Origin of the sequence: Streptomyces sp. BBFR51 (assembly GCF_044591655.1) — a bacterium.
In the GTDB taxonomy this organism is placed as follows: domain Bacteria; phylum Actinomycetota; class Actinomycetes; order Streptomycetales; family Streptomycetaceae; genus Streptomyces.
Map to the genome: position 1 here is coordinate 9,078,443 of NZ_CP172448.1, position 23,431 is coordinate 9,101,873.

Consider the following 23,431-nt stretch of genomic DNA (forward strand, 5'->3'; position numbering starts at 1 on the left):
CACTCCGGAGACAGACCGAACGTCGGCTCCCGGCTCCCGGCCCCCGGCCCCCGGCCCCCGGAGTTTCTTAGTATATCCGACACCATGGGAAAGGATGGACAATTTGCCTTTAAGTAGTGCGAGTTGACCACCAAAGCTTGCCGAGATCGCGAGATCCACCCGCGTCGACAGTGCCTGATTCCACGGCAGTACTGGCAGCCCCAACTCGGCGAACAGCTCGTCGATCCCCCCTTGGAAGACGGAAGATCCCGTCGAGGTGACCAGGAGCTGTACCCGGAAGTCGTTGTGGAACAGCGGGAGGACGTCAAGCAGCCGTCCGGCGGAGGTGACGTTGTGGACCACCAGCAGCACGTGACGACACGCCCGCCGACTGGTCCACCGATGGGAGTTCTCGCCGACCGGCACCCGTATCGCACCCGGTTCGGCTGGCCCCACGGTACCTCCGGAGTCGACGCGGCGTGATTGGCCGTCTCACCCTATCCGGCCCTCCCGTGGAGCCGGAGTGGTTGGAGATCGTCTCGGCTGGACTAGGACGCCGTATCGGCCTTGGCCCACATCTCCGCGGCACGGGCGGCGTGGTGGGCACTGAACAGCTCGCCGGCGCGCAGCCAGCTCGCCTGTGCCTGTTCGGTTTCTCCCCGTTCCAGCTGGGCCGATGCCAGGTGGTCGAGCACCTCTGCCTGGTTGTAGTCGTCGAGGACCTCTTCGTACAGCTGCATCGACTTCTCGTAGTGGGCGACAGCGGCGTCGAGATCCCCAAGCCGCTGCGTGGCGTAGCCGATACTGTCCCAGGTCGCCGCCTCACTACGGCGGTTGCCGACCTCTCGCAGCAGTGGGACGGCACTCTCACACGCGGTGATCGCCTCCCGGTACTCGCCCTTCAGAGCCAGATACCAGCCGACGGAATTGTGTTCGCGGGCTTCTCTGCTGCGGTCCCCGAGTGCACGGAATATCGACAGAGCCTCGCGCGCGTGGTGGAGGGCCTCGGTGTACCGTCCCTGGCGGCCGCGCACCCAGCCGATGGTCCGCTGGGCGGTGCCCCGCGTTGCCAGGTCGATCCGGTCCAGTTGCCCGAGCATCAGCTCGATCTGTACATCGGCTTCCTCGATCTGGCCCGTCTGGGCCAGCGCACGCGCCAGGGTCGCGCAGTTGTCCGTGATGGCGACCGGGTCGTCCAGCCTGAGGGACGCTTCGACGCCGAGACGCAGGACGTCGATCTCGGCGGTCCAACGGCCCTGGACCGCGTAATAGGCGCCCCAGTCGATCGGGAAGGTCGTGCGATGGCGTAGCAGCCCAGGATCGTCCAGAGAACGCAGAGCGGCGACGACGGCGGGCTCCTCCCGTCGGAACCAGTCGAGTGCGTCTTCGCGGCTGTCCACCACGACTCGTGCCACTCCGGGGGCCGGGACGTCGGCCGGCTCCCGGCCGGGCCGGGTGTCGAGGACCCGGCCGGCCGTGTAGGCGTTGTGGCGCAGGTAGTCGAGCAGGCGTGTCTGGGCGAGGAGACGGTCGTCCCGCTCCTGCTCGACGAGTTCGCCGGCGTAGGCCCGGACCAGGTCGTGCAGGACGTAGCCGCCGTCGGCGTCACGCGTGAGGAGACTGGCCGAGCTCAGGGCGCGCAGATGGCGCCGAGCCTTGGCCACTTCGACGCCGGCGAGGGAGGCGGCGGACCGGGCGGCGGCAGGTGTGGAGGCCGTCTTGCCCCGGACCTCCCGCCACCATCGTCCGTCGTCGGCAACGTTCAGCGAGCGTCCGTTGACGCTCGGCAGCGCTCTCCCGCCCCGGACGCCCCGGCGACCTTCCGCGTCTTGCCGGCCGCGACCGTGCCGGTGTAGGTGACGAGCGTCGGCACCGAGCCGCCCCGGCCCGCCGCGACGAGCGTCACGAGCCGGCCCAGGTCGAAGAGCGACCAGTCGAGCAGCCCTTTGCCGACCAGCGCGAGGGCGTCGTCCGGCACGACGTACAACTTGCCCTGGCGGGTGAGGGTGTGGAACACGACCGGCAGCCCGTCGGGCCGCCGCGCTCTCGGTGTCCCGGACCACCGGCTTGCCGTCGTCGTCGACACCGACGTGCACCCTGTCGCCGGTGATCAGCGTGACCGGCACGGATCCGCCGGACGCGGAGACGGCCCGTGCCGGGCCGGCTCGGCGGCGTGGGTCGCCGTCGTCGACACGAGCATGCCGAAGACGGTCGGACCGACGCTCACCGCGCCCCGGCGTCTGCCGATGCGCGTTCTTGCGCTTGGCCTCATCTATGACTCTCCGTGAGAGGGATGACGGGGAACAAGGGAGAGGTTCGGCATGCAGGCATGCAGGCATGCAGGCATGCAGGCGTGCAGTGCATTTCGACCGCGCTTCCGGTGTCTTCGAGGGCTGCGCGCACCCGCCGGCGGCCCGGCTCGCTCGACGCCCTCACACATCCGGACCGACCGCCGCAGTTCGACCACGGATCTCCGGCACGAATCTCCGAGCCAGAGCGGTTCGTACTCGCCGACGTCGTCGACACCGGGCCCCGCGTTGTCCGTGGTGGCGGAGGCCGTCGGGTCGGGCGGCGATCCGACCGGCACCGGTTCATCCGGGGAACCAAGTCCTGGTTCGGGCTGGTTAGCCACTGGTGCGGGCGTCGGCGGTTCGGCAGGCAGCATGGCGACGAGTGTGCGGGGTTTCCGGCTGAGGCACGATCAGTCAGATGCGGGAATTCAATCCGCCGCCCGGACACCGACTTTTGTTCGTCTCCCGAAAGCGCGTGGAATTCACTCGTCGCCCAAGACCCGTTGTCTCAGCGTGCCGCCGAGGCTCAACTGGGCAGCGCCGGCCGCGAGTATCGTGCGCGAGCTTGCGGCCCAGTGGGGGGCCGGCCGACCGGGAACCACGACGGCGCCACGAGGCCGGTGGGACCTGGCAGGGACCTGGCAGGGACCTCAAGACCTTTGCCGGCGACGACAGATGGGTTGGCGGTCCTGGGCAGTCGACGCCCTACAGGTGCTGCGCTGGCCGCGCGTCGCCACTCTTTGAGTGTGCCATCGGACGGATCTCATACTGTGTGAGGAATGTCATCGATCTCTGCCGGCCCGAAATTCGTTTGCTTGACTTCCCACTTGATCAACGATCAGAGTTTCAGTGATCACAACCTCCCTTTGAATGGACGGAGTTGACATGCTCGTACGAGATGTGAAGCGCTGGGTGACTGGTGCGTTTGTCGCTGGTGCCGCGGCAACCGCCATGGCGGCAGGGGCGGGGAGCGCCTCCGCCTCACCTGTCACCACCGAGAGCGCCAGCGGATACGTCAACATCCACGTCGTGAAGTATTGGTCGGGGCTGGGAGACCCATGGGCGATCTGCAACAGTGACGCGGCTCGCTCCAATGCGGAGCAGGGGCGTAACCCCGATGGCTCGGTCAGGTTCTACTGCACCGACGCGGGCGACGGAGACGTGAACCTGTGGGAGAGGCGCCTCGTCTGATTTCGCGTGTTTCCAAGCCGGCCGGGAGCTCCCGGCCGGACACATGCGGTCTGCGCCGACACCGCACCAGTGCCTTCCGACTCCGTGTCAGCCGCCGCCCGGGGGCGTCCCGTCTCGACCGAGATCCCCGACAGCCTCAACCACTTTCGGATGGAGTGGTCACACCAATACCATCCCCGGATGGCACTCTTCAGGCGCAACAGAGCCGACAGCAACGCGACAACCGCACTGCTTGCCGTCACGGACAGCGGCATCACCCGCATACACACCGGTTCGTATGGAATGGACCTCGTCCAGGAGGTCGCCAAACTGCTTCGCTCCGAGAACATCCGGTCCACGAAGCTCGGCGACGACTTGACCCTCTGGCATGCCGAGGTCAGCCCTGGTCAGGCACAGCCGGGCCGGCCCAATCCCGCGGCCAGTCAGCTCGCAGCCGAGCACGGCCACTCACCTGTAAGCGGCCCCGCCGTCGTCACCGGCGCGCTGCTGTACGGCAGCCCGTATCCACTGGACGCCGACGAGGCCGACCGGATCGCGGCCCGCCTGCGCGGATAGCGTCGGTCTCGACGTACGCCAGCCGGACCCAGTCATCGAGCCGCCCGCCGCCAGGGCAGCCGCCCTGGTGCACACGCTGGGCCGCTGCCGCTGGCTGGAACGCTCCAACCTTGCCGTCGCCGCAGCCACCGGTGTGATGTGTCGAACGCGTTTTGCAGTCCAGGTGACCGCGAAGATCGAGGGGACACGGGGGAGCTGAAGGCTCACCGCCCTGAACGAGGACGTCGCTTGAGCCTTGGTCCTCATGGACGATGCCTTCACGCTCCTTCGGCGAGCGACTGATCTGCTTCCCGAGGGCGCCCGGGCCGACAACGGTGTGAAGGTTGACGACCTGCCCGCGGCGACGCAGTTCACGGGTGATCCGCAGGGCACCGCAGACGCCCCTCGAATCGGTATGGATCTCCCGGATGCGATGCGCGAGCTCCTCCTCAACGCCGGCCTTCTCCTCCCGCACCTCCTTGTTCCTGTGCCAGGTGCAGTACCCGGACCGGTCCCAGCTTGGGCTCTTCCTTCTCGTCGGGGGTCATACCGGCATCACCCCCGCCGTCCGCGTCCTGGGTGCGGGCTTTGTCCTCGCGGACCCAGTTCCGCAGCGTCTCCGGATGAATGCCCAAGCTCCGTGCGATGTCGGTGAGTGTTCGGTCCCTCAAGGAACGGACCAGGTCCACCGCGTCCCGCTTGAACTCTTCAGGGAAGTTCTTCCGCTTTGCCACCTTGGATCGCTTCCCCTGGACTCCAGATCGCGTGCGGGATGTGTGCGTGGTCACGACCCCGGAAGGAACAATCGCGGCAGGCGGACCGTCCTACCAATGACACGCGACCACGCCCGAAGCGCTGAGCACGCGGTGTCCGAGCGGCCGCCGAGGTGTCGGCCCTCCTCTCCCTCCCGGACGGACACGAGTGAGGAAAGACGTTGAGCAACCCCATGCCTGTCATCCTGATACACGGCTCCTGGCACGGCAGTTGGTGCTGGAGTCCAGTGGTCGAGCAGTTGGCCGCCCGAGGGGTCCCGTCGGTCGCGGTCGATCTCGACGGACACGGACTGCGGAATCCCGCACCACGGGCCTACGGCACACGCCCGTTCGACAGGACGGCCTTCGAGGTCGAGCCGTCACCGGTGGCCCATGTCACCGCTTCCTCCGCGGCGGTGGATCTCCTGGACAGGATATGGATGATCGGCGGCGGCCGGCCGTGTCTTCTGGTGGCGCACAGCATGGGGGGAACCGTCGCTACCGCGGTTGCCGAACTCGATCCGGAACTCGTGGGCGGCCTGGTCTACGTGGCGGCGTATGCCCCGGTGAGCGGAACGCCGGCGGGGGAGTACAACACACGCCCGGAGATGTCCGACTCTCACGTGTCGTCGCTTGTGGTGGGTGACCCCGCGGGGGTCGGTGCCCTGCGCGTCGACCCGCGCGATCCTGTGCGGCGCGCCGAGATCAAGGAAGCCTTCTACAACGACGTCGACGATCGCACGGCGGACGCGGCGATCGATCTGCTGAGTCCGGACGCCCCCCTCCAGATCCTCAACGAGACTCTGACGGTCACCGGGCACCGCTACGGCAGCATCCCGCACGCCTACGTGGTCTGCACCCTGGACAACGCCATTCCCCCTGCGATGCAACGTCGCTTCGTCAAGGAGATCGACGCAGTGTCGGTGTCCCCGACCACGGTCACCGAACTCGAGGCGTCGCACGCTCCATTCCTGTCCCGGCCCGTGGCTCTGGCCGAAGCCATCACGGCCGCTGCCATGAAGCCGTACGACCTCGTGGGGAACTGATCGGCGCGGTCGTACGACTTCTACTGTGGCAGCCGGGTTCTCAACTGCCGGGGTGGCTTGCGATCCGGTCGCTTCAGTCGCTCGCAACGACGCCGTTGCCTCGGTGGCGGTCCCGGTGACGGCTGGACAACCGTTCCGGCAGGGGTGAGTCGCTGCCAGGAAAGACGAAAACGCCAGGTCAGCGAAGCAGTGTGAAGGGTGGAGCGACCGAAGCGACCGAAGTCCGAGGTTGCTGGCGATACATCGGGGCCGGGCCTCGTCCCTTTTGGAAACTCCGGTCGCTTCAGTCGCTGTCCTGTGCATGGCGAGAGGGCTGGACGGGTCCGTCCTCGCAGCGGGGGACGCCCGGCATGGCTCGGGCGAGGCCCTTCACTCGGACGGCAGACCCCGTCGCAGCTCCCACAGTTGGAGTTCCGAAGAACTGTTGACGGCCAGCTCCACTCCCGTGACGTAGTTCTGCGCGGCGACGTACTGCACTCCCTGCCAGAGAGGGAGGAACCAGACGTCGTCGGCGACTGAATCCTGGATGGCCTCCAGGTCCTCGACCGCACGAGCACGGTTGCTCTCCCGCTGCTCCCGGGGAAGGAGCACGTCGCGTACACGCGGGCTCGGTTCGTTCTCGAAGTCGTTGCGCCTGCCGAGGAATGGCGAAAGAAAGCCGTCGGCGTCCGAATAGTCGGGGAACCATCCCATCCCGTACACCGGGTAGTCCTTCCCCAGCCGCTCGGTCCCGAACCGGGACCACTCGGTGCCCGTGACGTTCACCTCGAACAGGCCCGACGCGTCCAGTTGGCGCTCTATCTCGTTGAACTCCTGCCTGGTGGCCGACCCGTAGTGGTCGATCGTGTAGTTCAGGGTGAGGCGTACCGGCGTCTTCACTCCGTCGGCGGCCAGCAGCTTCCTGGCCTTCTCAACATTCGGTTCGCCGTATTTGTTGGAGAACGAGTTCACGTGCCCGAACATGTGCGCCGGGATGATGGAGTGGAGCTCTTTCCCTGTGTCGGGGTAGACCTTCTGCACGATGCTCGATCGGTCGATCAGCTGTGCCATCGCCTGCCGGACGGACCTCTTGGCGACAGCCGGGTTCTTGGAGTTGAAGACGAGATAGCGGGTTTCGAGGCTCGGCAGCTTGTAGAGGTTGATGGTGTCGTCCTCCCGCCACTGCAGTTCGCGCACCTGAGTGGAGGTGAACCCTCGGGTGATCACGTCGATTTCGGTCCTCTTGAGGGCCCTGCCCATGTCTTCGGCACTCTTGAAGATCTTCAGGTCGATGCCTGTGTTCTTTAGAGTGAGAGTTCCCTTGTACTTGGGGTTCTTGTCGAATGTGACTGATTTTCCGCGTTTGCCCTTTGAATTCACCTTCATGGTGTACGGGCCCGTTCCGTCGACGTCGAAACCCTTCCGTACGCTGGACGACGGATAGTACTTGTCGCTGACAATACTGGCGACGGGTGTGGACAGCTTGTAGGGGAAGGTGGCATCCGGTCGCTTGAGGTGGAAGACAATGTTCCGATCGTCACGGGCCTCCACCCTCGACACGTTTTCCAGGAGACCGAAAGGCCCTCCGGCATACTTGATCCGCAGCACACGTTCTATGGAATACTTGACGTCCTTGGACGTGACCGGTTCGCCGTCAGAGAATTGAAGGCCGTTACGGAGAGTGCAGGAAAATTCGGTCTCTTCGCCGTCGGCGAAGTAGCACTGCTCTGCCGCCTCGGGGGACGGCTTTCCGCCGGCCATCAACGGGGGCCTCAGCAGAGTCTGGAAAACGTTGCGCATGACGTTCCATGCGCCCAGGTCGTATGCGGCCGCGGGGTCCAGCGGGGCAGGGGCGTCAGCGCTGTACTCGAGCTGGTCCGTGGTACCCAGCGTGACACGGTTTTTTTCACTGCCAATAATTCCGCAACCCGTAGCCGCGGACACGGTAAGGATGCTTGCACAGAGGGCTACTGGGTATTTTCTGTTCACTGTTGAAGTAATCCTTCGAAGGCGGAGCCGGTCACGGCGGGACGCCAGGCAGCAGACGGGCACAGGCGCGCAGGGACTGGAACGTGGCTCCTGGCTGTTTGGTTCAGTTCGGATTCGTCACGCGGCCTCAAAGACAGGCCGGCCAGGGCAGCGACCGAAGAACAGCGACTCAGCGACTGTTCAGTCGCTGCGGCAGCTCAGGCAAAAGCGCAGGTCAGGCGGGTTGTCGAAAGCTTGCAGTGACTGAAGCGACTGAAGGTACGGGTATATGACGTCCTCATGTGTGCGTGTGTGCGTCATATATAGAGGTCTTCAGTCGCTTCAGTCGCTGTTTTGGCTCTGGCGGGTCTGTGACCTGGGGTTTTTCAAGAGACTGTGGAGAGTGACTGAACGGCCTTCAGTCGCTGTCGATGTTCCTTCGGTCGCTGGAGGGAGCCCGTGGCTCGAACGTCTGCCCCGGCAGGCCGCGCGTTACGGGATCACGTTCCACGACCTTGTGCGGCACGTTGGATAGGCTATGTCTGTCGTTGAGTCGCTTCGGTCGCTTATAAGGGGTGTGCGTGTCCGTTGAGCTGCGGGTTTTCTCCAACAAAGCCAAGCGATCGGGCTCCGTCGCCGCCACCAAGGACGCGCTGACGACCGCGAGTTGGTTCGCTCGTCGTGGCTGGCCGGTGCATCCGCTCGCTCCCGGGTGCAAGACCCCGGTGGCCAACTGCGCCCGCTGCCGCGAAGGTTCCCACCAGCCCGCGCAGTGTCCCTGCCACGCCGAGGGCCGGTGGTGTCACGGCTTCCACGCGGCGACCCTCGACCAACGACGCATCGCCGAGTGGTGGGGTGGTCGCCCCGGGCTGGGTATCGGCATCGCATGCGGACCCGCGCGCCTGGTCGTCATCGACATCGACGCGCACCCCACCCAACCCCCGGTCCGGGACCGGATCCTGCCGGGCATTCCCATCGCGGACCACGTGGACCTGACGGGGCTTGCGAACGGCTTTCACACACTGGCGGTCCTCGCGGCCCTCCGCGGCTGTCCCAGCCCCGCAGACGACGACACAACGCTCCGCGTATGCACGCCTTCGGGCGGCCTCCACGTCTGGTACCGGGCCACGGCCAACCGGCGCTGGCACTGTTCTTCCGGGTCGAGTTCGGGCCGTGCGCTCGCCTGGCAGGTCGACGTACGGGCTCACGGCGGCTACATCGTCGCTCCGGGCACCCGGACCCGGGACGGTGTCTACACCCCGGTCGGAGACGTGCGCGAGCCCGCCGTCCTCCCGGTCTGGCTGGAGCAGGAACTAGAGCGCACCGGGCACCTGTCCGCGGCAGCCGTCCCCGCACCCCGGCCGGTGCCGCTCCGTGCCCAACAGGCGGTGCTCGCTGCGGGAGGCCCCCACACGGGCGCTCAGGGGGTGCTCGCCGCCGTCATGGCGCCGGTCGAGGCCTGCGGCAGAGTCTCCGAGGGTGCGGGCTTCTCCGATGCTCTCAACCGGGCCGCGTACACGCTCGGCGGCCTCGTCGCGGCGGGCAGGATCGAGGAAGAGGCCGCACGACGAGTTCTGCGGGAGAGCGCCGCGGCCGCGCGCCCGGGTCAGGAACGCCGGGCGGAAGGAATCGTCGGCAGCGGCCTGTCGGCAGGTCGCGAGCATCCACTGCCCTCACGGGGAAGGCGCCCATGACATCGCCCCGTAACGAGGTTCTCTTCGACTTCGACCCCGATGCCGTCGCCGCGCAGATTCGTTCGCAGGACAAGGCGGTGCCGCTGCCCGTCCAGTCCGGCGGTCAGCCGGCCGTGTACGGCGAGGCGACGGCATCGGGACTGCTGCCCGACACCCTCACCGACCGGGGCAACGCCAAGCTCTTCGTGAAGCTCTACGGCCGCGACTACCGGCACGTCCCCGGGATCGGCTGGTATCGCTGGGACACCACGCGCTGGCAGATCGACGAGGACGACACCGTGCTCTGGGCGGCCGGTGACCTCGCGGAGGCCATCACCGTCCAGGACCCGCGCGGCATCCACACCGCCCAGGCCCTGCAGACGCATCGCCGCCGGGCGCTGTCCACGACGGGGATGAACGCGATGCTCGCCCAGGCGAAGTCGGCCCCGGGCATGGTCCTGAACGCCGCCCTGCTGGACGCCGACCCCTACGCCCTGTGCACGCCCGACGGCATCGTCGACCTGCGTACCGGCCTGGTCAAGCAGCCCGACCCGAACAAGGACTTCCACTCCCGGTCCACGTCCGTCGGGCCCGACCACGGACCCGCGCCGCGCTGGGTCCGCTTCATGACCGACACCTTCGGCGACGACGCCGAGGGCCGGGAAGTGATCGCCTACCTCCAACTGCTGCTCGGCTACTCCATCACCGGAGACGTCGGCGGCCAGATCCTGCCGTTCCTCTTCGGCTCCGGCAGGAACGGCAAGAGCGTCCTGCTGGACGTCCTGATGAAACTCCTCGGCGACTACGCCGACGCCGCTCCCCCCGGCTTCCTCATGGCCCGCCCCTACGAGGGCCACCCGACGGACCTCGCGGAGCTGCACGGCCGTCGCGTCATCGTCTGCTCCGAGGTCAAGCACGGCGACAAGTTCGACGAGGCCCGGGTCAAGCTGCTCACCGGCGGAGACCGCATCAAGGCCCGCCGCATGCGGCAGGACTTCTTCAGCTTCCAGCCCACGCACAAGCTGTGGCTGCTGGGCAACCACCGTCCCGAAGTGGGCACCGGCGGCTTCGCGTTCTGGCGCCGGATGCGTCTGATCCCCTTCGAACGCACCGTGTCCGACGACCGGAAGATCGACAATCTCGCCGACATCCTCGTCACCGAGGAGGGCCCCGGCATTCTCGGGTGGCTCATCGACGGGGCCCGCCGCTACCTCTCGGGCGACCGTGACCTGACCGGGCCCGAACGGGTCCGGATCGCCACCACGGCCTATGCCGAGACCGAGGACCACGCCGGCCGCTTCTACGACGAGTGCTGCCGCCTCGGCAGCGAACTGCGTGCCGAGCAGACGGCTCTCTACGCCGCGTATCGTGTGTGGTGCCAGAGTGAAGGTGCGCCCGCGATGACTTCACGCGCGTTCGCCACCCGCACTCGGGAACTGGTCGGGCTGGCTTCGCCGAAGGAGATGATCCTGTCCAACCAGCGCAAGCACTACCCGGGTATTGGCCTGCTCACCGAGGAAGAGGGGGAAGCGGCGGCGTGAGTTCCCTGATCACTGAGGACGAGATCAGCCATGAGACCGAGCTGGTGTGGCTGGAGGACATCGGACCGCTCGACTACGTTCGCCAGAGTCTCGACCGGCTGCCCACCCGCGGCGGCAAACCGGCCTACCACCGTGACGGACGCATGGTCGGATACGCCCGGCTGAGCCCCAGGGCGAAGGCGTCCCGTTCCTCCGGCACGTTCCGGCGCCGGGTGTTCTGGCTGCTGCCCCACGACCGCGACGCCGAGCCCGAGGGGCTGTACACCAAGGGCGCACCGGCCGAGGCCGTCGATCCCCGCACCCTCGACGCCCGCGTGAGGGGATACAAGACCGAGCGCTCGGAAGGCGGGCCCCCGTCGATCGCGATGCGGGAGCTGGGCATAACCCTGCCGTTGTGAGGCGGTCGCCTTCAACACCTGGCGGCAGCGGTGCGTATCCCCTTCCGTGGGTGTCGCGTTCGCCCGCAGTGGCATGCCCCTACTCCCCCCAGGGGGTTGTGCCGCCCGGGTACGGTTCGTCCCGATCGGACGGGCCGTACCCGGTCACGCCGCCGCTCACGCCCGCCGCCGCGCCGCGACGGCGAGCAGGTCGGCGGCAGGGCCGATCAGAGACCGGCCGGAGGGCCACACGGCCCGCAGCACACGCCGCAGTTCGACCCCGTCGACGTCCACCTGCACGAGCCGGCCGTCGGCGAGGTCCGTGCCCACCGCGAGTTCGCTGATGACCGCCGGCGCGGTGCCCGCGATCACGGCCCCCCGCACGGCCGCGGCCGAGCCCAGTTCCAGCAGTGGGCGGGTCTCCTTCACTCCGGCCCGGCGCAGGGCCTGCTCCAGAGCGACCCGGGTGCCCGAGCCGCGTTCGCGGACGACCAGGGCAGTGGCGGCGAGTTCGGCCGCCATCAGAGGTCGGCGGCGCCGGGCCCAGGGATGGGCGGGCGCCACCACGACGATCAGCCGGTCGGTGGCCACCGTCTTGCAGGTCAGCCCGCGGGGCACATGGGGCGACTCGATGAATCCGATCTCCACCGCGCCGCTGCGGAGCAACTCCGGGACCTGCTCGCTGTTGGTGACCTGAAGACCGACGTGCAGATGCGGGTGGTCGTGACACAGCTCGCCGATCCAGGGTGGGACCAGGTATTCCGCCACCGTCATGCTGGCCGCCACTCGCAGGGTGCCGTTGAGCCTGCCGCGCTGCGCCTCCACGTCGGCCATGAGCGCCGCGAGTTCGTCCAGAACACGCTGCGACCGGCCGGCCACCGCCTGACCGTCCGTCGTCAGGGTCGAGCCGCGCCGGGTACGTTCGATGAGCGCCAGACCCAGCCTGCGTTCCAGGGTCGCCACCCGCTTGCTCGCCGACGGCTGGGCGATGCCGAGCTCGGCAGCGGCCTTGCCCAGGCTGCCCAGTTCTCCGACGAGCACCAGCAGTCGCAGCGCTTCCACATCCGGCAGACCACTCATGCCGCAAGCGTAGGAACCGCTGACCGGCGAGTCAGCCCGCGCAGTCATTCCCCTTGTTTATGACCTCCCCACCATGAGAGGGCTACCGGCCTGGTCAGAGGGCTGCCCACAGTGTCGCCATGAGTGATGACAGCGGCAGTGCGGACCCTGACCGGAGCGGGAGGGCGACGGAACGGACCACCGGTGCACCGGCCGTGCCGGAACCCGGCGGCTCGTGGTCGCGGCGGTTCGTGGACCGGCTGCCGGGCCTGGCCGTCGCCGTGGCCGTCGCCGCCGTGGCCACCGTGGTGGGCGGCTGGTTCCCCCTGGTCGGGGGCCCGGTCGCGGGCATCGTCATCGGCGTCGTCCTGGCGGCCGTGCGGCGTCCGGCGGAACGGCTCAGGCCGGGTATCACCACGGCGAGCAAGTTCGTCCTGCAACTGTCGGTCGTCCTGCTGGGGTGCCAGCTCTCGCTCACTCAGGTGGTGCGGGTCGGGGGGAGTTCGCTGCCGGTCATGCTGGGCTCGCTGGTGGCCTGTCTGGCCGCCGCGTACTTCGTCGGCCGCAGGTTGGGCATCGGACGCGACCTGCGCACCCTGATCGGCGTCGGTACCAGCATCTGTGGTGCTTCCGCCATCGCGGCGGTTACTCCGGTCATCGGCGCCGTGAGCGCCGAGGTCGCCTACGCGGTGTCGACGATCTTCCTGTTCAACATCGCGGCGGTGCTCGTCTTCCCGGTCCTGGGTCATCTGCTGGACATGAGTCAGCAGGCCTTCGGGCTCTTCGCCGGAACCGCGGTCAACGACACGTCCTCGGTCGTCGCCGCCGCCGCGACGTACGGCGACGAGGCCGGACAGTACGCGGTCGTCGTCAAGCTCACCCGGACCCTCCTGATCATCCCCATCTGCCTGTGGCTGGCCGCGCTGACCAAGCGCCGTGCCCTCGCCGCGGGTACCGGCGCCGCGGGTACCCGCGGCCCGGGTCCCGGACCGCGTCTGAACGTCCTGAAGCTGGTTCCCTGGTTCCTCGTCGGATTCCTGCTGACCGCACTGGTCAACACCCTCGGACTCATCCCCTCCCGAGCCCACCCCGGCCTGACCACCCTGTGCGTCTTCATGATCACGGTGGCGCTCTCCGCGATCGGCCTGACGACCGACCTGCGCGGACTGCGCCGTGCCGGACCGAGACCCCTGCTGCTGGGAGCGTGCCTGTGGGTCGTGGTCTCGGTCACCAGTCTTGTGCTGCAGTACCTGACATCCTCCATGTGATGCGGAGGTCTCCAAAAACCGTGTGAACCGGGGGACGGTTCCCACCGTTGACGCGATGACGGCCCGGACAGTACTGCACCGCTGCCCGGGCCGTCATCGCCGCGAGAGGGAGACCAGCCAAGTGAATATCGCGTTGACGGCCGTGACCGTGCTCTACGGGGGAGTGTTCGTGGTGAGCGGCACGGGGCAACTCGCCGGTCGTGGACCCCTGCGGACCCCCGCCGCCGCGTGCGGCTTCTCACCGGCGGCGTGCCAGGGCATCGGGGCTCTCGAACTGCTGGGCGGCGCGGGTCTGCTGACGGCGCGCTATCTGACGGCGGCCGGTGCCGTCGCTGCCGCGGGGCTCTTCCTGCTCACCGCGGCGGCCTTCCTGTACCACGACGGCCAGGAGGACCGGGGGCCTCGCCTGTGGGCGCCCGCCGTGACGGCCGCGGTCATGCTGTGCGTTGCCGTTGGTCTGCCGTTGACCAGCGTCGGCTGAGTCGAAGACAGTGTGCCGACACGCCAGGAAGGTGTGTTGGCTGAGCCGGCCCGAACACCGCACCACCGGCATTCCCACCGGCCGGCTCAGCCGGCCCCCGGCCCTGGCGGATGCGGCAAGGAATCCGCCAGGGCCGTGCCACACGCGGCCGGGGAACCGTGCGTGGCGTCACCTGCCGGAAGCGCCGCCCCCACAGGCAAGTGCGGCTTCCGGCTTCCCACAACCGGCACAACGGCCTGGTCAGTGGTTCGGTTCACCGGACGGGAGGGAAATTTCTGACCGTGTGGGGCATCGGGCCGTCAGCCGTCGAGCACCCCCTGGTCCTCGAGCGCCTTGCGCAGCGCCCGTATGGCGTAGAAGGCGCGGCTCTTGACCGTGCCGGACGGGATGCCGAGGTACTCCGCGGCCTGGTCCACCGTGTACTCCAGGTAGTACACGAGCCCGATCACGGTGCGCTGCTGTTCGTTGAGGTCCAGCACCGCGTTGTGCACCACGTGGAGGGTGAGCTCGTGGTCCGGACGCTCCCAGACGGCGTCGAGTTGCTCGGCGGGCACCAGTTTCAGGGGCCTGAGTCCCGCGGCCCGGTGATGGTCGGTGACCAGGTTCCTGACCACGGTGAACAGCCACCCCCGTAGGTGCTGGTCATGACCGCGGAACACGTCTGCGTGCGTCCAGGCGCGGGCGGCGGTCTCCTGGAGGATGTCCTCCGCCTTGTGCGAGTCCCCTCCCAGCAGCCGTGCCGCGTAGCGCAGGAGCGAGGGGCCGTACTCGTCGTAGACGCCCCGGACGAAGCCGTCGCGGTCGGCGTCCTGGGTGGGACGCCGGGGTCGGACGGGGCGGATCCCCGCCTCCGTGATCCCGTGCATGGGTGGTGCCCAATCTTGTGCCGCCGGTCGTGTGGGGGTCACTCCCGTCCCGGACCAGGAGATTGGAACCAATACTCATCGCACGTCCTTGGCCGAACGTTGTCGTTCGCTTGCCCCCGGTTTCCGCACACGGTCTCGCTAGTGCTCTGACCGGGAAGGTTCGCCGGGTCGGCGGTTCCAGCGGTTGGATGTCACGGAGACGTCCGACCCAACCGTTGGGGGTGTGGTGGCTGAGCCTGTCCGTGTGCGCAGATTGACCGACCAGGACAGGAGGGGCAGAAGCTGCAGCAGATCGTGCACCGGGGCAGCACCAGCTCGGTGCGATACCGGCGCGCGATGATGCTGTTGGCCTCGGCCGGCGGAATCCGGGTCCCGGTGATCGCGAAGCTGGTTCAGGCTGACGAGGACACCGTCCGCGACGTGATCCACCGGTTCAACGAGATCGTCCTGGCCGGCCTGGACCCTCGCTGGGCGGGAGGCCGTCCCCGCCTGCTCAGTCCTGACGACGAGGACTTCGTCGTCCAGACGGCCACCACCCGCCCGACCAAACTCGGCCAGCCCTTCACCCGCTGGTCGATCCGTAAACTCGCCGCCTACCTGCGGAAGGTGCACGGCCGTGCGATCCGGATCGGCCGCGAGGCATTACGGTGCCTGCTCGCCCGCAGCGGCATCACCTTCCAGCGCACCAAAACCTGGAAGGAGTCGCCCGCCCCCGAGCGTGACGCTCGGCATCCGCCCCACCGCCGGGGCCGGCTGGGCTCCCGCCGGTCACCCCGAGCGCCATCCCGCGACCTACCACCGCACCCACGGGGTGCGGTACTTCCACGGCTGCCATTCCGTCGGCGACGACCGGCTGTGGGGCGTCAACCGCCGCAACCACAGCGTGCAAACCCGGGCCCTGCACGCCTACCCGCGCTGGCGAAACACCAACACCCGCCACCCCGACCTCCTCGCGGCGCAGCGTCGCGAACGTGCTCGCGTCCGAAGCGAGAAGGGCATCCGCTGGGGCGGACGTCCCTTGCCGTCGCAACCTGAACGATCTGACGAATCCATGCGGTCGCGGCCCGAACGTGCAGTAGAGCACTGGACAGACGAATCACTCGCGCATACGGCCTGACGCGGGCGAGGCGAGCATCGCTTTGAGGATACGTTGCAGCTCAACGCGGTCCCTGGGGGTGACCCTCGCCAACCTGCGGTCGTACTCCGCCGCGAGAGCTGCAAGTGCTCGATCGCGTGCTTGCGTGCCCTCAGCGGTCAGCACGAGCCGATGACGCCGCAAGTCCGCCTCGTCGATCTCGCGGCGGACAAAGCCCTTGGCGACGAGGTTGCGAACGTAGACCGTCACGCTCGCCTTGGGCAGCAGCAGCGCAGTCGCGATCTCAGCCGGGTATGGCGATGCCTCCACCTCGGCCAGGACGAAAAACTCCTTCGTCTCCAACCCGAGCTCGGCCAGCTCCCCCGTGCAGGCATCCATCACAACAGCCAGCAGCCGCTGGTTCAGCGTCCACAGCTGCGCCCCGTCGACTGACATCGACCCTCCATCCAGATGATACAGTTTCGTATTAGTTTTAGATCGTACAAGATATTGTTTTGTACTGGACTCCTATGGAACAACAATCTCACGAAGGAAGCCAGGCATGCTTCAGCACCTCACGATCCCGCGTGATCCCATCGACCTCGCCGCGGACCTCCACCTGCCCGACAACGCCGGCAGCAGAGCACCGCTGCGCGCCGTGGTGCTCTCCACCCCAGGCAGCAGCGTGAAGGAGCAGATCGGCGCCAACTACGCCTCCCGTCTCGCCGCCCGCGGCATCGCGGCGCTCGTCCTCGACCCCGCCCATCAAGGCCAGAGCGAGGGCGAGCCCCGCGACCTCGAAGACCCCTACCGCCGAGGTGAGGACATCTCCTACGCCATCGACGTGCTCACCACGACCCCCGGCATCGACCCGCAGCGCATCGGCGTCCTCGGCATCTGCGCCGGTGGAGGCTACGCCGTGCACACCGCCCGCACGGACCACCGCATCAACGCGGTCGGCACGGTCGTCCCCGTCAACATCGGCGCCTCATTCCGCAGCTTCCAGCCCGACGGTCCGGCCGCAGCACTCGACGCCCTCGCGGACGCACGCACCGAAGAGGCCCGCTCCGGCGAGACGACCCGCGTAAACTGGCTGCCCGACACCCTCGAGGACGCCACGGCAGCGGGCCTGACCGACATCGACACCACTCAGGCCATCACCTACTACCGCACCGAGCGCGGCGGCAACGAACACTCCACGAACCGGCGCCTCTTGCGCAGCGACTCCCACCTGCTGGGCTACGACGCGTTCCACCTGGCCGATCAGCTCATGACCCAACCACTCCAGGTCATCCTCGCCGGACGCATCGGCAACACCGGCTCCTACGACACCGGCATGCAGCTGTGGAAGCTGGCCCCCAACCCCGTCGACCTCCTGGTGATCGACGGCGCCGGCCACTACGAGATGTACGACGAACCCGAATACGTCGACGTCGCCGTCGAACGACTCGTCAGCTTCTATGCGAACAACCTGTAAGGCATGCGAACCGGCGAACCTATGCGGTCACAGCACTAGACTCCGTTCGTGGACATCGGCTGGCTGGAAAGCTTCCTCGCACTCGTCGAGCACGGCAGCTTCACGCGCGCCGCGGAGGCGCAGCACGTGAGCCAGCCCGCTTTCAGCCGCCGGATCCGCGCGCTGGAGATCTGGTTCGGCGAGCCGCTGGTGGACCGCTCGACGTACCCGGTGAGCCTGACTCCGGCCGGGGTCAAGGTCCGGGCCGGGGCGATCGAGACCGTGGCGGCCATCGGCGCGGTCCGTGACGAGATCCGCGGTCGGCAACGGGCACCGCGGGGCGCCGTGCGGGTCGCGGTCACCCACACGCTGGCGACGACGTTCTTCGCCCGGTGGTGGGCGCGCTGCGGTGAACAGGGGCCCGTGCCGTGCGTCCTGCTGCCGTCCAACACGCTCGACGCCTACGACGCGCTGTTCCACGGTGGCTGCGACCTGCTGCTCGCCTACGCGGATCCGTCGCTTCCACTGAGCATCCCGGTCGCCGACGTCGAGTGGATGGTACTGGCGGACGACGTGCTCGCCCCGTACACCTCGGTGCGGGGCGGACAGCCCGGCTTCTCGCTGCCCGGCACCGCGGCCCGTCCCGTCCCGGTGGTCACGCACAGCCAGGGAGCCTTCCTCGGCCGGGTGACCGAGCGTGTCCTGGCGGACCGGGACCTGCACCTCACACCCGTCGCGCAGAGCGACTTCACCTCCGGACTCGCGGCGCTGATCGGCGCGGGTCTGGGTGTGGGCTGGCTGCCTGAAAGGCTGGTGAGCGCCGAGCTGGCCGCCGGTGCCCTGCGGCAGACCGGCGACCCGTCGCTGACGGCGAGGCTCGAGATCCGGCTGTACCGGGTGCCGAGCGACAAGGTGCCCTCGCGTGCGGCGGCCATCTGGCACCGGGCCGCCGAACTGGCGATGACCGATACCTGACCGGGACCTGTCGGTGTGTCAGGTCACCGTACAGGTCCCGGCAGGTCCCTCCCGGCCGGCCCCCGTCCCGGTCGGGATCCCGGCCTCTACCCGGCCCGTCGCCGACCGGTCGCGGGCGGAAGGCCGCCGCACTCCCGGATCACCGCGTCGGCCAGCACATCGGTGGGGTCGAGGAGCTCGCTGTGGCCCACCGCGGTCAGGTGCCGTGCCGCCAGGGGGAGTTCGGTGCAGGCCAGGACGATCAGGTTCGCGTCGGTGCGGGCCATCGCGCGCACCGCGTTGTCGAGGTGCTGGCCGGCCTCCTCCGGGTTGCCCTGCTTGACCTTCCTGATCGCGAGGTCGACCTGCCACTGCGTCGGTTCCTCCGGCAGCACGACGTCGAAGCGTTCCTCGCGCAACCGGTCCTGGTAGAGGCCCGAGGCCAGCGTGGCGCGCGTGCCGAGCAGGCCGACCCGGCCCGCCGTGCCCTCCCGCCGCTCCAGTGCGGCCATCGTCTCGGCGACCATGTCCAGGAACCGCAGCCCCGAGTCCCTGACGAGGGCGGGCAGGAAGACGTGCGCGGTGTGACACGGCATCACGGCGACGGTCGTGCCGAGGTCGCGCAGCCGCCGCGCACCTTCCAGCATGGCCGGGTAGGGGTCGGTGGTGCCGCCGAGCACGGCCCCCACCCGGTCGGGGACGGTCGGGTCGGCCCAGATCGCGACCCGGAGATGGTCCTGGTCGCGGGTGACCGGCGTGCGCCGGATCAGCTTGGTGTAGAACTCGGCGGTGGCGGCCGGCCCCATGCCGCCGAGGATGCCCACCAGGTGGTCGGGCCCGCTCATGGCGTCTGGAACGTGGACCGGTAGCCGAACAGCGCCGCGCTCCCGCCGGTGTGCAGGAAGACGACGTTGTCGTCGGTGGCGAAGCGGCCCTCGGCTATGTTGCCCAGCAGGCCCGCGAATCCCTTGCCCGAGTAGACGGGGTCGAGCAGGACACCCTCGGTGGAGGCGACGAGGCGGACCGCCTCGATCATGGAGTCCGTCGGCACGCCGTAGCCGCCGCCGACCCAGCGGTCGTCGACCAGGACGTCGTCCCGGGTGACCGCGCCCTCGGCCCCGATCAGAGCCGCGGTGCGTTCCGCCAGACCCAGGACGGTGGAGATCTGCTTCTCCTCCGGCTGCCGCACACTGATGCCGAGCACCTTCGCCGGGCTGGTCATCGCCCGCAGCCCGGCGACGAGGCCGGCCTGGGTGCCCGTGCTGCCGGTGCCGTGCACGACCCAGTCGACGGGTACGGGGGCGGCCTCCAGTTCCTGGGCGCACAGGACGTAGCCCACCGCGCCCAGCGGATTGGAACCGCCGCCGGGAATCACGTACGGGCGCCTGCCCTGCCCACGCAGTTCGTCGGCCAGCATCTCCATGGCCTCCTGCATGTCGGTCCCGGCCGGCACGCGGTCCACGACCTCCGCCCCGAGCAGTTCGTCCAGGAGCACGTTGCCGGAGAGTTCGTACTCCTCGTCCCGCGTCTGGCGCTTCTCGAGGAACAGCTTGCACTCCATGCCGGCGCGGACGGCCGCCGCGGCGGTCTGCCGGGCGTGGTTGGACTGGGTCGCGCCCTGGGTGATGAGGACGTCGGCGCCCTGCTGAATGGCCTCACCGACCAGGAACTCCAGCTTCCGGGTCTTGTTGCCACCGGTCGCGAGCCCCGTGCAGTCGTCGCGCTTGATCCACAGGTTGGGCACCGAGGCATGGCTCTGCCGCAGATGGTCGGTCAGCCTCTCCATCGGTTCGAGGGCGGTCGGGAACTGTCCCAGAGGAAACCGTGCGAAACGTGCCGTCTGGACCATGGAATGCTCCTCTACAGGTGACCTCGGGAGAATGTGGCAACAGTTAAGCCGCCGGGTGATCCGCTGTCCAATGTCTGTTTCGGCGACGGCCATGCACAGGACGCATGACACGTTCCTCCTTCTTGACCTGAGGGGTGCGATCCCGCCAAATGTCTCCTCACCGGCAAGGGAAAGGGACGTGTTGCTCATGTCGAATTCAGGAACAGTCGTCGCGGAGAATGCTCCGCCCGCTGCGAGCCGCCGACGACGGATCACGCTGCCGCCCCTCGGCGTGCAGGTTCTGATCGCGCTCGTGGTCGGCGCCCTGCTCGGTGTGGTCGCGCCGGCCTTCTCCAACGAGCTGAAGATCGTGGGAGACGGCTTCATCCGGCTGATCAAGATGACCATCGTTCCGCTGATCTTCCCGCTCATCGTCGTGTCCGTGGCGCGCATGGAGTCGGCGAAGACGGTGGGGCGCATGGCCACCAAGGCGCTTCTCTACTTCGAGATCGTCACAACGGTGATTTTGGCATTCACGTTGTTCGCCGCCTTTGTTTCCGGAATTGGAAAGGGTGCGAACCTGGGATCTGTCGACCCTGCCGACACCGAAGGAATAGGCCGGAGTGTCGATCTGAAGAACCTGTTCCTCCACATCATTCCCGAGAACGTGTTCGCATCGGCGGGCGAGGGGGAGCTGCTGTCGATCCTCTTCTTCGCGGTCTTCCTCGGGATGGCGCTGACCAAGATCGGCGACAAGGCCAAGCCCGTGGTCGCCGTCTTCGACGCCGTCGCCGACGCGATGTTCCAGATGATCACATGGATCATCAAGCTGACCCCGCTGGCCGTCGTCGCGTTCGTCGCGTACAACACCGCTCACTACGGCTGGGACCTGGTGGTGAAGCTGGCGGTGTTCGTCCTCGTCTTCTACGCCGCCGTCCTCGTGGTCCTCGCCGTGCTGTTCCCGATCGTCGCCGTCGTCTTCCGGGTGCCGTACGTCCGGATGCTGCGCGCGGTCGGGGACCTGCTGTTCCTGTCGTTCGTGACGCGCAGTTCCGAGGTGGTCCTCGCCCCGCTGATCGAGCGCCTCGACAAGTTCGGCGTGGACCGGAAGGTGTCCTCGTTCACCCTGCCCCTCGGCTATTCCTTCAACGCCGACGGCGCCACGATGTACGAGGGCCTCGCGGTGGTCTTCCTGGCCCACGCGTACGGCGTGGAGCTGACGGTGCCGCGTCTGATCACCACCCTGCTCGTGCTGATGCTGCTGACCAAGGGCATCGCGGGCGTTCCCTCGGCGTCGATCGTCGTGCTGTTCTCCGCCGGCTCGACCATCGGCCTGCCCGCCGAGGGGATCGCCATCCTGCTGGCCGTCGACTTCGTGGTCGACATGGCACGGACCGGTCTGAACGTCACGGGCAACTCGCTCGCCGCTCTCGTGATCGCGAAGTCGGAGGGCCGGTTCACGGACCGGGCCAAGGCCGCCGACCCCGTCGCCGAGAGGGTGGAGGCCTGACCCCGGCCGACGACCGCCGTCGGCGCCCGTGACGCCTGCGTGACCGTCGCGTCGGCGCCGCCGCACCCCTGTGACCGTGACCGGGCCCGTGCCACCGCTTCCCGCGGTGCTCGGGCCGTTCGCGTGTCCCGTGCACCGAAGATCAGCGAATGCAAGGATGTGACCTGCGTGTTTTCCGCCGGACCAACAAATTTTCAAGCCCTTTCAACACGGATGTCGAAGGCCGCGTATCCCCTGGTGACCACATCGTCTGCGGAAATGGACGGCATCATGGCCCCCTGGCACGGATCGGACACGGACGGCCGCGTCGGTGAGCGGTAGCCCCGTGAAGTGGCTGCGCGGACGGTTCGCGTCGAAGGACGCGGAGCCGACCGCGCTGCGCACCGACCGCGAGGTGCAGGCCGCCTACGACCTCTACGGCGGTGAACTCTTCGGGTTCGCGTTCAAGGCCCTGGACGACCGGCAGCTCGCCGAGGACGTCGTCCAGGAGACCTTCGTGCGGGCCTGGAAGTCGCCCCGCGGCTTCGACCCCGCCCAGGGATCCATGCGGACCTGGCTGTTCGCCATCGCCCGGAACGCGGTGGTGGACGCCATCCGTCGGCGCAAGGTCCGCGAGGGCACCGGATACTCCTCGTGGGACGCCGTGTCCGAGTCGTCCTCGGCGTTCGACCCCGTCGATCAGCTCCTGGAGCGGATCCAGCTGGGGGAGGCGCTGGAGCGGCTGAGCCCGCAGCACAGGGAGGCGGTGGTGGAGGTGTACTTCGGCGGTCGTACCTGCGCCGAACTGGGGGAGGAGCTGGGGGTCCCGGCGTCCACCATGCGCAGCCGGCTGTACTACGGCGTGCGGTCGTTGCGGCTCATCCTCGAGGAGAACGGGTGGCTGGCACCATGAACAAGGCATGCGTCCCCTACCGGCCGCTCCTGACCGAGCACCTGCTGCTCGGCACCCCCCTGCCCGAGGAACTCTCCCGGCACCTCGACCAGTGCCCGGACTGCGCCCGCGAGGCCGCCGAGACCGAAGACGTGGTGCGCACGATGCGGCGGGTCGACCCGTTCGCCGACCTGGTGGGCGAAGGCGCCCCGGCGGTGCACCCGCGGCCCTCCAGCGATCTCGGCGACCGTATCCGCCGGGTCGTGGCCGCCCCGCAGCCCGTCGCACGGCCCCGGTACCGGCGCCGCATCGCTCTGGGCGTGTCCGCCGCCTTCGTCACGGCGGCGGCGGTGGTCGTCCCGCTCACGCTGGACCAGGACCAGTCGCCGCCCGCGACGACGGCGTCGGTGCAGCTCGTCCGTGACGGAGGGATGGTCGAGCGCCCCGGAGGCACCGAGGTGCCGGTCGTGCTGTCCGGGCTCAAGAAGGGCGAGACCTACCGGATGGTGACCGTCAACGCGGAGGGCAAGCGCTTGCCGGGCGGCAGCGTTCGGGCCGAGTCCGACGAGGACTTGTCCACCCGCATGATGACCGCCATGCGCCGGGACACCATCACCGCCCTGCTGGTCGAGGACGAATCGGGGCGCGTGGTGACTCATGTCAGCGTGTCGGCGCCCCCGCCGCCCTCACCGTCCGCGTCCCGGCCGGCCTGACACCGCAACCGGACCCCTT

At 68.4% G+C, this 23,431-nt stretch carries 22 protein-coding genes and 3 pseudogenes; 15 read left to right on the forward strand and 10 right to left on the reverse strand.

What is annotated here, in order from left to right; genetic code table 11:
* Positions 1-527: 527 nt before the first annotated feature.
* Together ACGH7X_RS40945 and ACGH7X_RS40950 are read right to left on the reverse strand one after the other, a co-directional pair.
* The gene (locus tag ACGH7X_RS40945) at positions 528-1,643 is read right to left on the reverse strand and encodes a tetratricopeptide repeat protein (protein ID WP_399896226.1); all 1,116 of its coding nucleotides are present in this window, start codon (positions 1,641-1,643) and stop codon (positions 528-530) included.
* 98 nt (positions 1,644-1,741) lie between these two features.
* On the reverse strand, positions 1,742-2,065 hold the full coding sequence (locus ACGH7X_RS40950; RefSeq protein ID WP_399896229.1) for a hypothetical protein: 324 nt from the start codon (positions 2,063-2,065) through the stop codon (positions 1,742-1,744).
* A gap of 1,090 nt (positions 2,066-3,155) precedes the next feature.
* On the opposite strand from ACGH7X_RS40950, the gene ACGH7X_RS40955 reads away from it, so the two are divergent.
* The 3 genes and pseudogenes from ACGH7X_RS40955 to ACGH7X_RS40965 all read left to right on the forward strand — a co-directional run.
* Positions 3,156-3,461, forward strand: coding sequence for a hypothetical protein (locus tag ACGH7X_RS40955; RefSeq protein ID WP_399896232.1), 306 nt, complete (start codon positions 3,156-3,158; stop codon positions 3,459-3,461).
* Positions 3,462-3,641: 180 nt separating this feature from the next.
* Positions 3,642-4,016 carry a hypothetical protein gene (locus tag ACGH7X_RS40960; RefSeq protein WP_399896235.1) on the forward strand — a complete coding sequence of 125 codons (375 nt, stop codon included), beginning with the start codon at positions 3,642-3,644 and terminating at the stop codon, positions 4,014-4,016.
* Positions 3,964-4,155: pseudogene (locus ACGH7X_RS40965) on the forward strand (hypothetical protein); the annotation flags it as partial. The gene ACGH7X_RS40960 and the pseudogene ACGH7X_RS40965, both read left to right, overlap by 53 nt.
* A gap of 183 nt (positions 4,156-4,338) precedes the next feature.
* Here ACGH7X_RS40965 and ACGH7X_RS40970 read toward each other — a convergent pair.
* Positions 4,339-4,470 (reverse strand): annotated as a pseudogene (locus ACGH7X_RS40970) (IS3 family transposase); the annotation flags it as partial.
* Positions 4,445-4,729: a transposase gene (locus ACGH7X_RS40975; RefSeq protein WP_399896238.1), complete on the reverse strand. Its 285-nt coding sequence runs from the start codon at positions 4,727-4,729 to the stop codon at positions 4,445-4,447. The pseudogene ACGH7X_RS40970 and the gene ACGH7X_RS40975, both read right to left, overlap by 26 nt.
* Before the next feature lie 212 nt (positions 4,730-4,941).
* Between ACGH7X_RS40975 and ACGH7X_RS40980 the strand changes: the two genes are divergently transcribed.
* On the forward strand, positions 4,942-5,793 hold the full coding sequence (locus tag ACGH7X_RS40980; RefSeq protein ID WP_399897707.1) for an alpha/beta fold hydrolase: 852 nt from the start codon (positions 4,942-4,944) through the stop codon (positions 5,791-5,793).
* Positions 5,794-6,162: 369 nt separating this feature from the next.
* Here the strand turns inward: ACGH7X_RS40980 and ACGH7X_RS40985 are convergent, their stop codons facing one another.
* A complete protein-coding gene (locus tag ACGH7X_RS40985) occupies positions 6,163-7,761 on the reverse strand; it encodes an ABC transporter substrate-binding protein (RefSeq protein ID WP_399896241.1) in 1,599 nt (532 codons plus the stop codon).
* Positions 7,762-8,432: 671 nt separating this feature from the next.
* On the opposite strand from ACGH7X_RS40985, the gene ACGH7X_RS40990 reads away from it, so the two are divergent.
* The 3 genes from ACGH7X_RS40990 to ACGH7X_RS41000 are packed head-to-tail and all read left to right on the forward strand — an operon-like array spanning position 8,433 to position 11,352.
* Positions 8,433-9,434, forward strand: a complete 1,002-nt coding sequence (locus ACGH7X_RS40990) for a bifunctional DNA primase/polymerase (protein ID WP_399897710.1) — start codon at positions 8,433-8,435, stop codon at positions 9,432-9,434.
* The gene (locus ACGH7X_RS40995) at positions 9,431-10,954 is read left to right on the forward strand and encodes a phage/plasmid primase, P4 family (protein WP_399896244.1); all 1,524 of its coding nucleotides are present in this window, start codon (positions 9,431-9,433) and stop codon (positions 10,952-10,954) included. The genes ACGH7X_RS40990 and ACGH7X_RS40995 overlap by 4 nt, the downstream gene beginning before the upstream one ends.
* Positions 10,951-11,352 carry a DUF6009 family protein gene (locus tag ACGH7X_RS41000; protein WP_164386892.1) on the forward strand — a complete coding sequence of 134 codons (402 nt, stop codon included), beginning with the start codon at positions 10,951-10,953 and terminating at the stop codon, positions 11,350-11,352. The genes ACGH7X_RS40995 and ACGH7X_RS41000 overlap by 4 nt, the downstream gene beginning before the upstream one ends.
* 156 nt (positions 11,353-11,508) lie before the next feature.
* Here the strand turns inward: ACGH7X_RS41000 and ACGH7X_RS41005 are convergent, their stop codons facing one another.
* Positions 11,509-12,411 carry a LysR family transcriptional regulator gene (locus ACGH7X_RS41005; protein ID WP_399896247.1) on the reverse strand — a complete coding sequence of 301 codons (903 nt, stop codon included), beginning with the start codon at positions 12,409-12,411 and terminating at the stop codon, positions 11,509-11,511.
* Between the two features lie 119 nt (positions 12,412-12,530).
* On the opposite strand from ACGH7X_RS41005, the gene ACGH7X_RS41010 reads away from it, so the two are divergent.
* Positions 12,531-13,658: a YeiH family protein gene (locus ACGH7X_RS41010; RefSeq protein ID WP_399896250.1), complete on the forward strand. Its 1,128-nt coding sequence runs from the start codon at positions 12,531-12,533 to the stop codon at positions 13,656-13,658.
* A 121-nt stretch (positions 13,659-13,779) separates the two neighbouring features.
* Positions 13,780-14,139, forward strand: a complete 360-nt coding sequence (locus ACGH7X_RS41015) for a DoxX family protein (RefSeq protein ID WP_399896253.1) — start codon at positions 13,780-13,782, stop codon at positions 14,137-14,139.
* Between the two features lie 299 nt (positions 14,140-14,438).
* On the opposite strand, the gene ACGH7X_RS41020 is transcribed toward ACGH7X_RS41015, so the two are convergent.
* Entirely contained in the window at positions 14,439-15,005 is a 567-nt protein-coding gene (locus ACGH7X_RS41020) for a sigma-70 family RNA polymerase sigma factor (protein ID WP_399896256.1), read from the reverse strand.
* Positions 15,006-15,231: 226 nt separating this feature from the next.
* On the opposite strand from ACGH7X_RS41020, the pseudogene ACGH7X_RS41025 reads away from it, so the two are divergent.
* Positions 15,232-16,026: pseudogene (locus tag ACGH7X_RS41025) on the forward strand (helix-turn-helix domain-containing protein); the annotation flags it as partial.
* A gap of 75 nt (positions 16,027-16,101) precedes the next feature.
* Here the strand turns inward: ACGH7X_RS41025 and ACGH7X_RS41030 are convergent.
* Positions 16,102-16,536, reverse strand: coding sequence for a MarR family winged helix-turn-helix transcriptional regulator (locus tag ACGH7X_RS41030; RefSeq protein ID WP_399896257.1), 435 nt, complete (start codon positions 16,534-16,536; stop codon positions 16,102-16,104).
* Positions 16,537-16,642: 106 nt separating this feature from the next.
* Between ACGH7X_RS41030 and ACGH7X_RS41035 the strand changes: the two genes are divergently transcribed.
* Positions 16,643-17,557 (forward strand): alpha/beta hydrolase, encoded by a 915-nt coding sequence (locus ACGH7X_RS41035; protein ID WP_399896260.1) that lies wholly within the window; start codon positions 16,643-16,645, stop codon positions 17,555-17,557.
* A 48-nt stretch (positions 17,558-17,605) separates the two neighbouring features.
* The gene (locus tag ACGH7X_RS41040; RefSeq protein ID WP_399896263.1) at positions 17,606-18,511 is read left to right on the forward strand and encodes a LysR family transcriptional regulator; all 906 of its coding nucleotides are present in this window, start codon (positions 17,606-17,608) and stop codon (positions 18,509-18,511) included.
* An 86-nt stretch (positions 18,512-18,597) separates the two neighbouring features.
* On the opposite strand, the gene ACGH7X_RS41045 is transcribed toward ACGH7X_RS41040, so the two are convergent.
* Positions 18,598-19,335 (reverse strand): aspartate/glutamate racemase family protein, encoded by a 738-nt coding sequence (locus tag ACGH7X_RS41045; protein ID WP_399896266.1) that lies wholly within the window; start codon positions 19,333-19,335, stop codon positions 18,598-18,600.
* The gene (locus tag ACGH7X_RS41050) at positions 19,332-20,339 is read right to left on the reverse strand and encodes a D-cysteine desulfhydrase (RefSeq protein WP_399896269.1); all 1,008 of its coding nucleotides are present in this window, start codon (positions 20,337-20,339) and stop codon (positions 19,332-19,334) included. The genes ACGH7X_RS41045 and ACGH7X_RS41050 overlap by 4 nt, the downstream gene beginning before the upstream one ends.
* A gap of 187 nt (positions 20,340-20,526) precedes the next feature.
* Between ACGH7X_RS41050 and ACGH7X_RS41055 the strand changes: the two genes are divergently transcribed.
* The 3 genes from ACGH7X_RS41055 (at position 20,527) to ACGH7X_RS41065 (ending at position 23,412) form a co-directional block, all read left to right on the forward strand.
* Complete coding sequence (locus ACGH7X_RS41055; protein WP_399896272.1) at positions 20,527-21,828, forward strand: dicarboxylate/amino acid:cation symporter; 1,302 nt, start codon at positions 20,527-20,529, stop codon at positions 21,826-21,828.
* A 310-nt stretch (positions 21,829-22,138) separates the two neighbouring features.
* Positions 22,139-22,720 (forward strand): sigma-70 family RNA polymerase sigma factor, encoded by a 582-nt coding sequence (locus tag ACGH7X_RS41060; RefSeq protein WP_399896275.1) that lies wholly within the window; start codon positions 22,139-22,141, stop codon positions 22,718-22,720.
* Positions 22,705-23,412 (forward strand): hypothetical protein, encoded by a 708-nt coding sequence (locus ACGH7X_RS41065; RefSeq protein WP_399896278.1) that lies wholly within the window; start codon positions 22,705-22,707, stop codon positions 23,410-23,412. Before ACGH7X_RS41060 ends, ACGH7X_RS41065 begins: the two co-directional genes overlap by 16 nt.
* Positions 23,413-23,431: the final 19 nt, after the last annotated feature.

Coding starts and splice junctions, on each gene's coding strand:
- ACGH7X_RS40995 (WP_399896244.1), top strand. CDS start 9,431: ATGACATCGCCCCGTAACGAGGTTCTCTTCGACTTCGACCCCGATGCC.
- ACGH7X_RS41035 (WP_399896260.1), top strand. CDS start 16,643: ATGCTTCAGCACCTCACGATCCCGCGTGATCCCATCGACCTCGCCGCG.
- ACGH7X_RS41010 (WP_399896250.1), top strand. CDS start 12,531: ATGAGTGATGACAGCGGCAGTGCGGACCCTGACCGGAGCGGGAGGGCG.
- ACGH7X_RS40960 (WP_399896235.1), top strand. CDS start 3,642: ATGGCACTCTTCAGGCGCAACAGAGCCGACAGCAACGCGACAACCGCA.
- ACGH7X_RS41055 (WP_399896272.1), top strand. CDS start 20,527: ATGTCGAATTCAGGAACAGTCGTCGCGGAGAATGCTCCGCCCGCTGCG.
- ACGH7X_RS41050 (WP_399896269.1), bottom strand. CDS start 20,339: ATGGTCCAGACGGCACGTTTCGCACGGTTTCCTCTGGGACAGTTCCCG.
- ACGH7X_RS40955 (WP_399896232.1), top strand. CDS start 3,156: ATGCTCGTACGAGATGTGAAGCGCTGGGTGACTGGTGCGTTTGTCGCT.
- ACGH7X_RS41020 (WP_399896256.1), bottom strand. CDS start 15,005: ATGCACGGGATCACGGAGGCGGGGATCCGCCCCGTCCGACCCCGGCGT.
- ACGH7X_RS41045 (WP_399896266.1), bottom strand. CDS start 19,335: ATGAGCGGGCCCGACCACCTGGTGGGCATCCTCGGCGGCATGGGGCCG.
- ACGH7X_RS41005 (WP_399896247.1), bottom strand. CDS start 12,411: ATGAGTGGTCTGCCGGATGTGGAAGCGCTGCGACTGCTGGTGCTCGTC.
- ACGH7X_RS40980 (WP_399897707.1), top strand. CDS start 4,942: ATGCCTGTCATCCTGATACACGGCTCCTGGCACGGCAGTTGGTGCTGG.
- ACGH7X_RS41030 (WP_399896257.1), bottom strand. CDS start 16,536: ATGTCAGTCGACGGGGCGCAGCTGTGGACGCTGAACCAGCGGCTGCTG.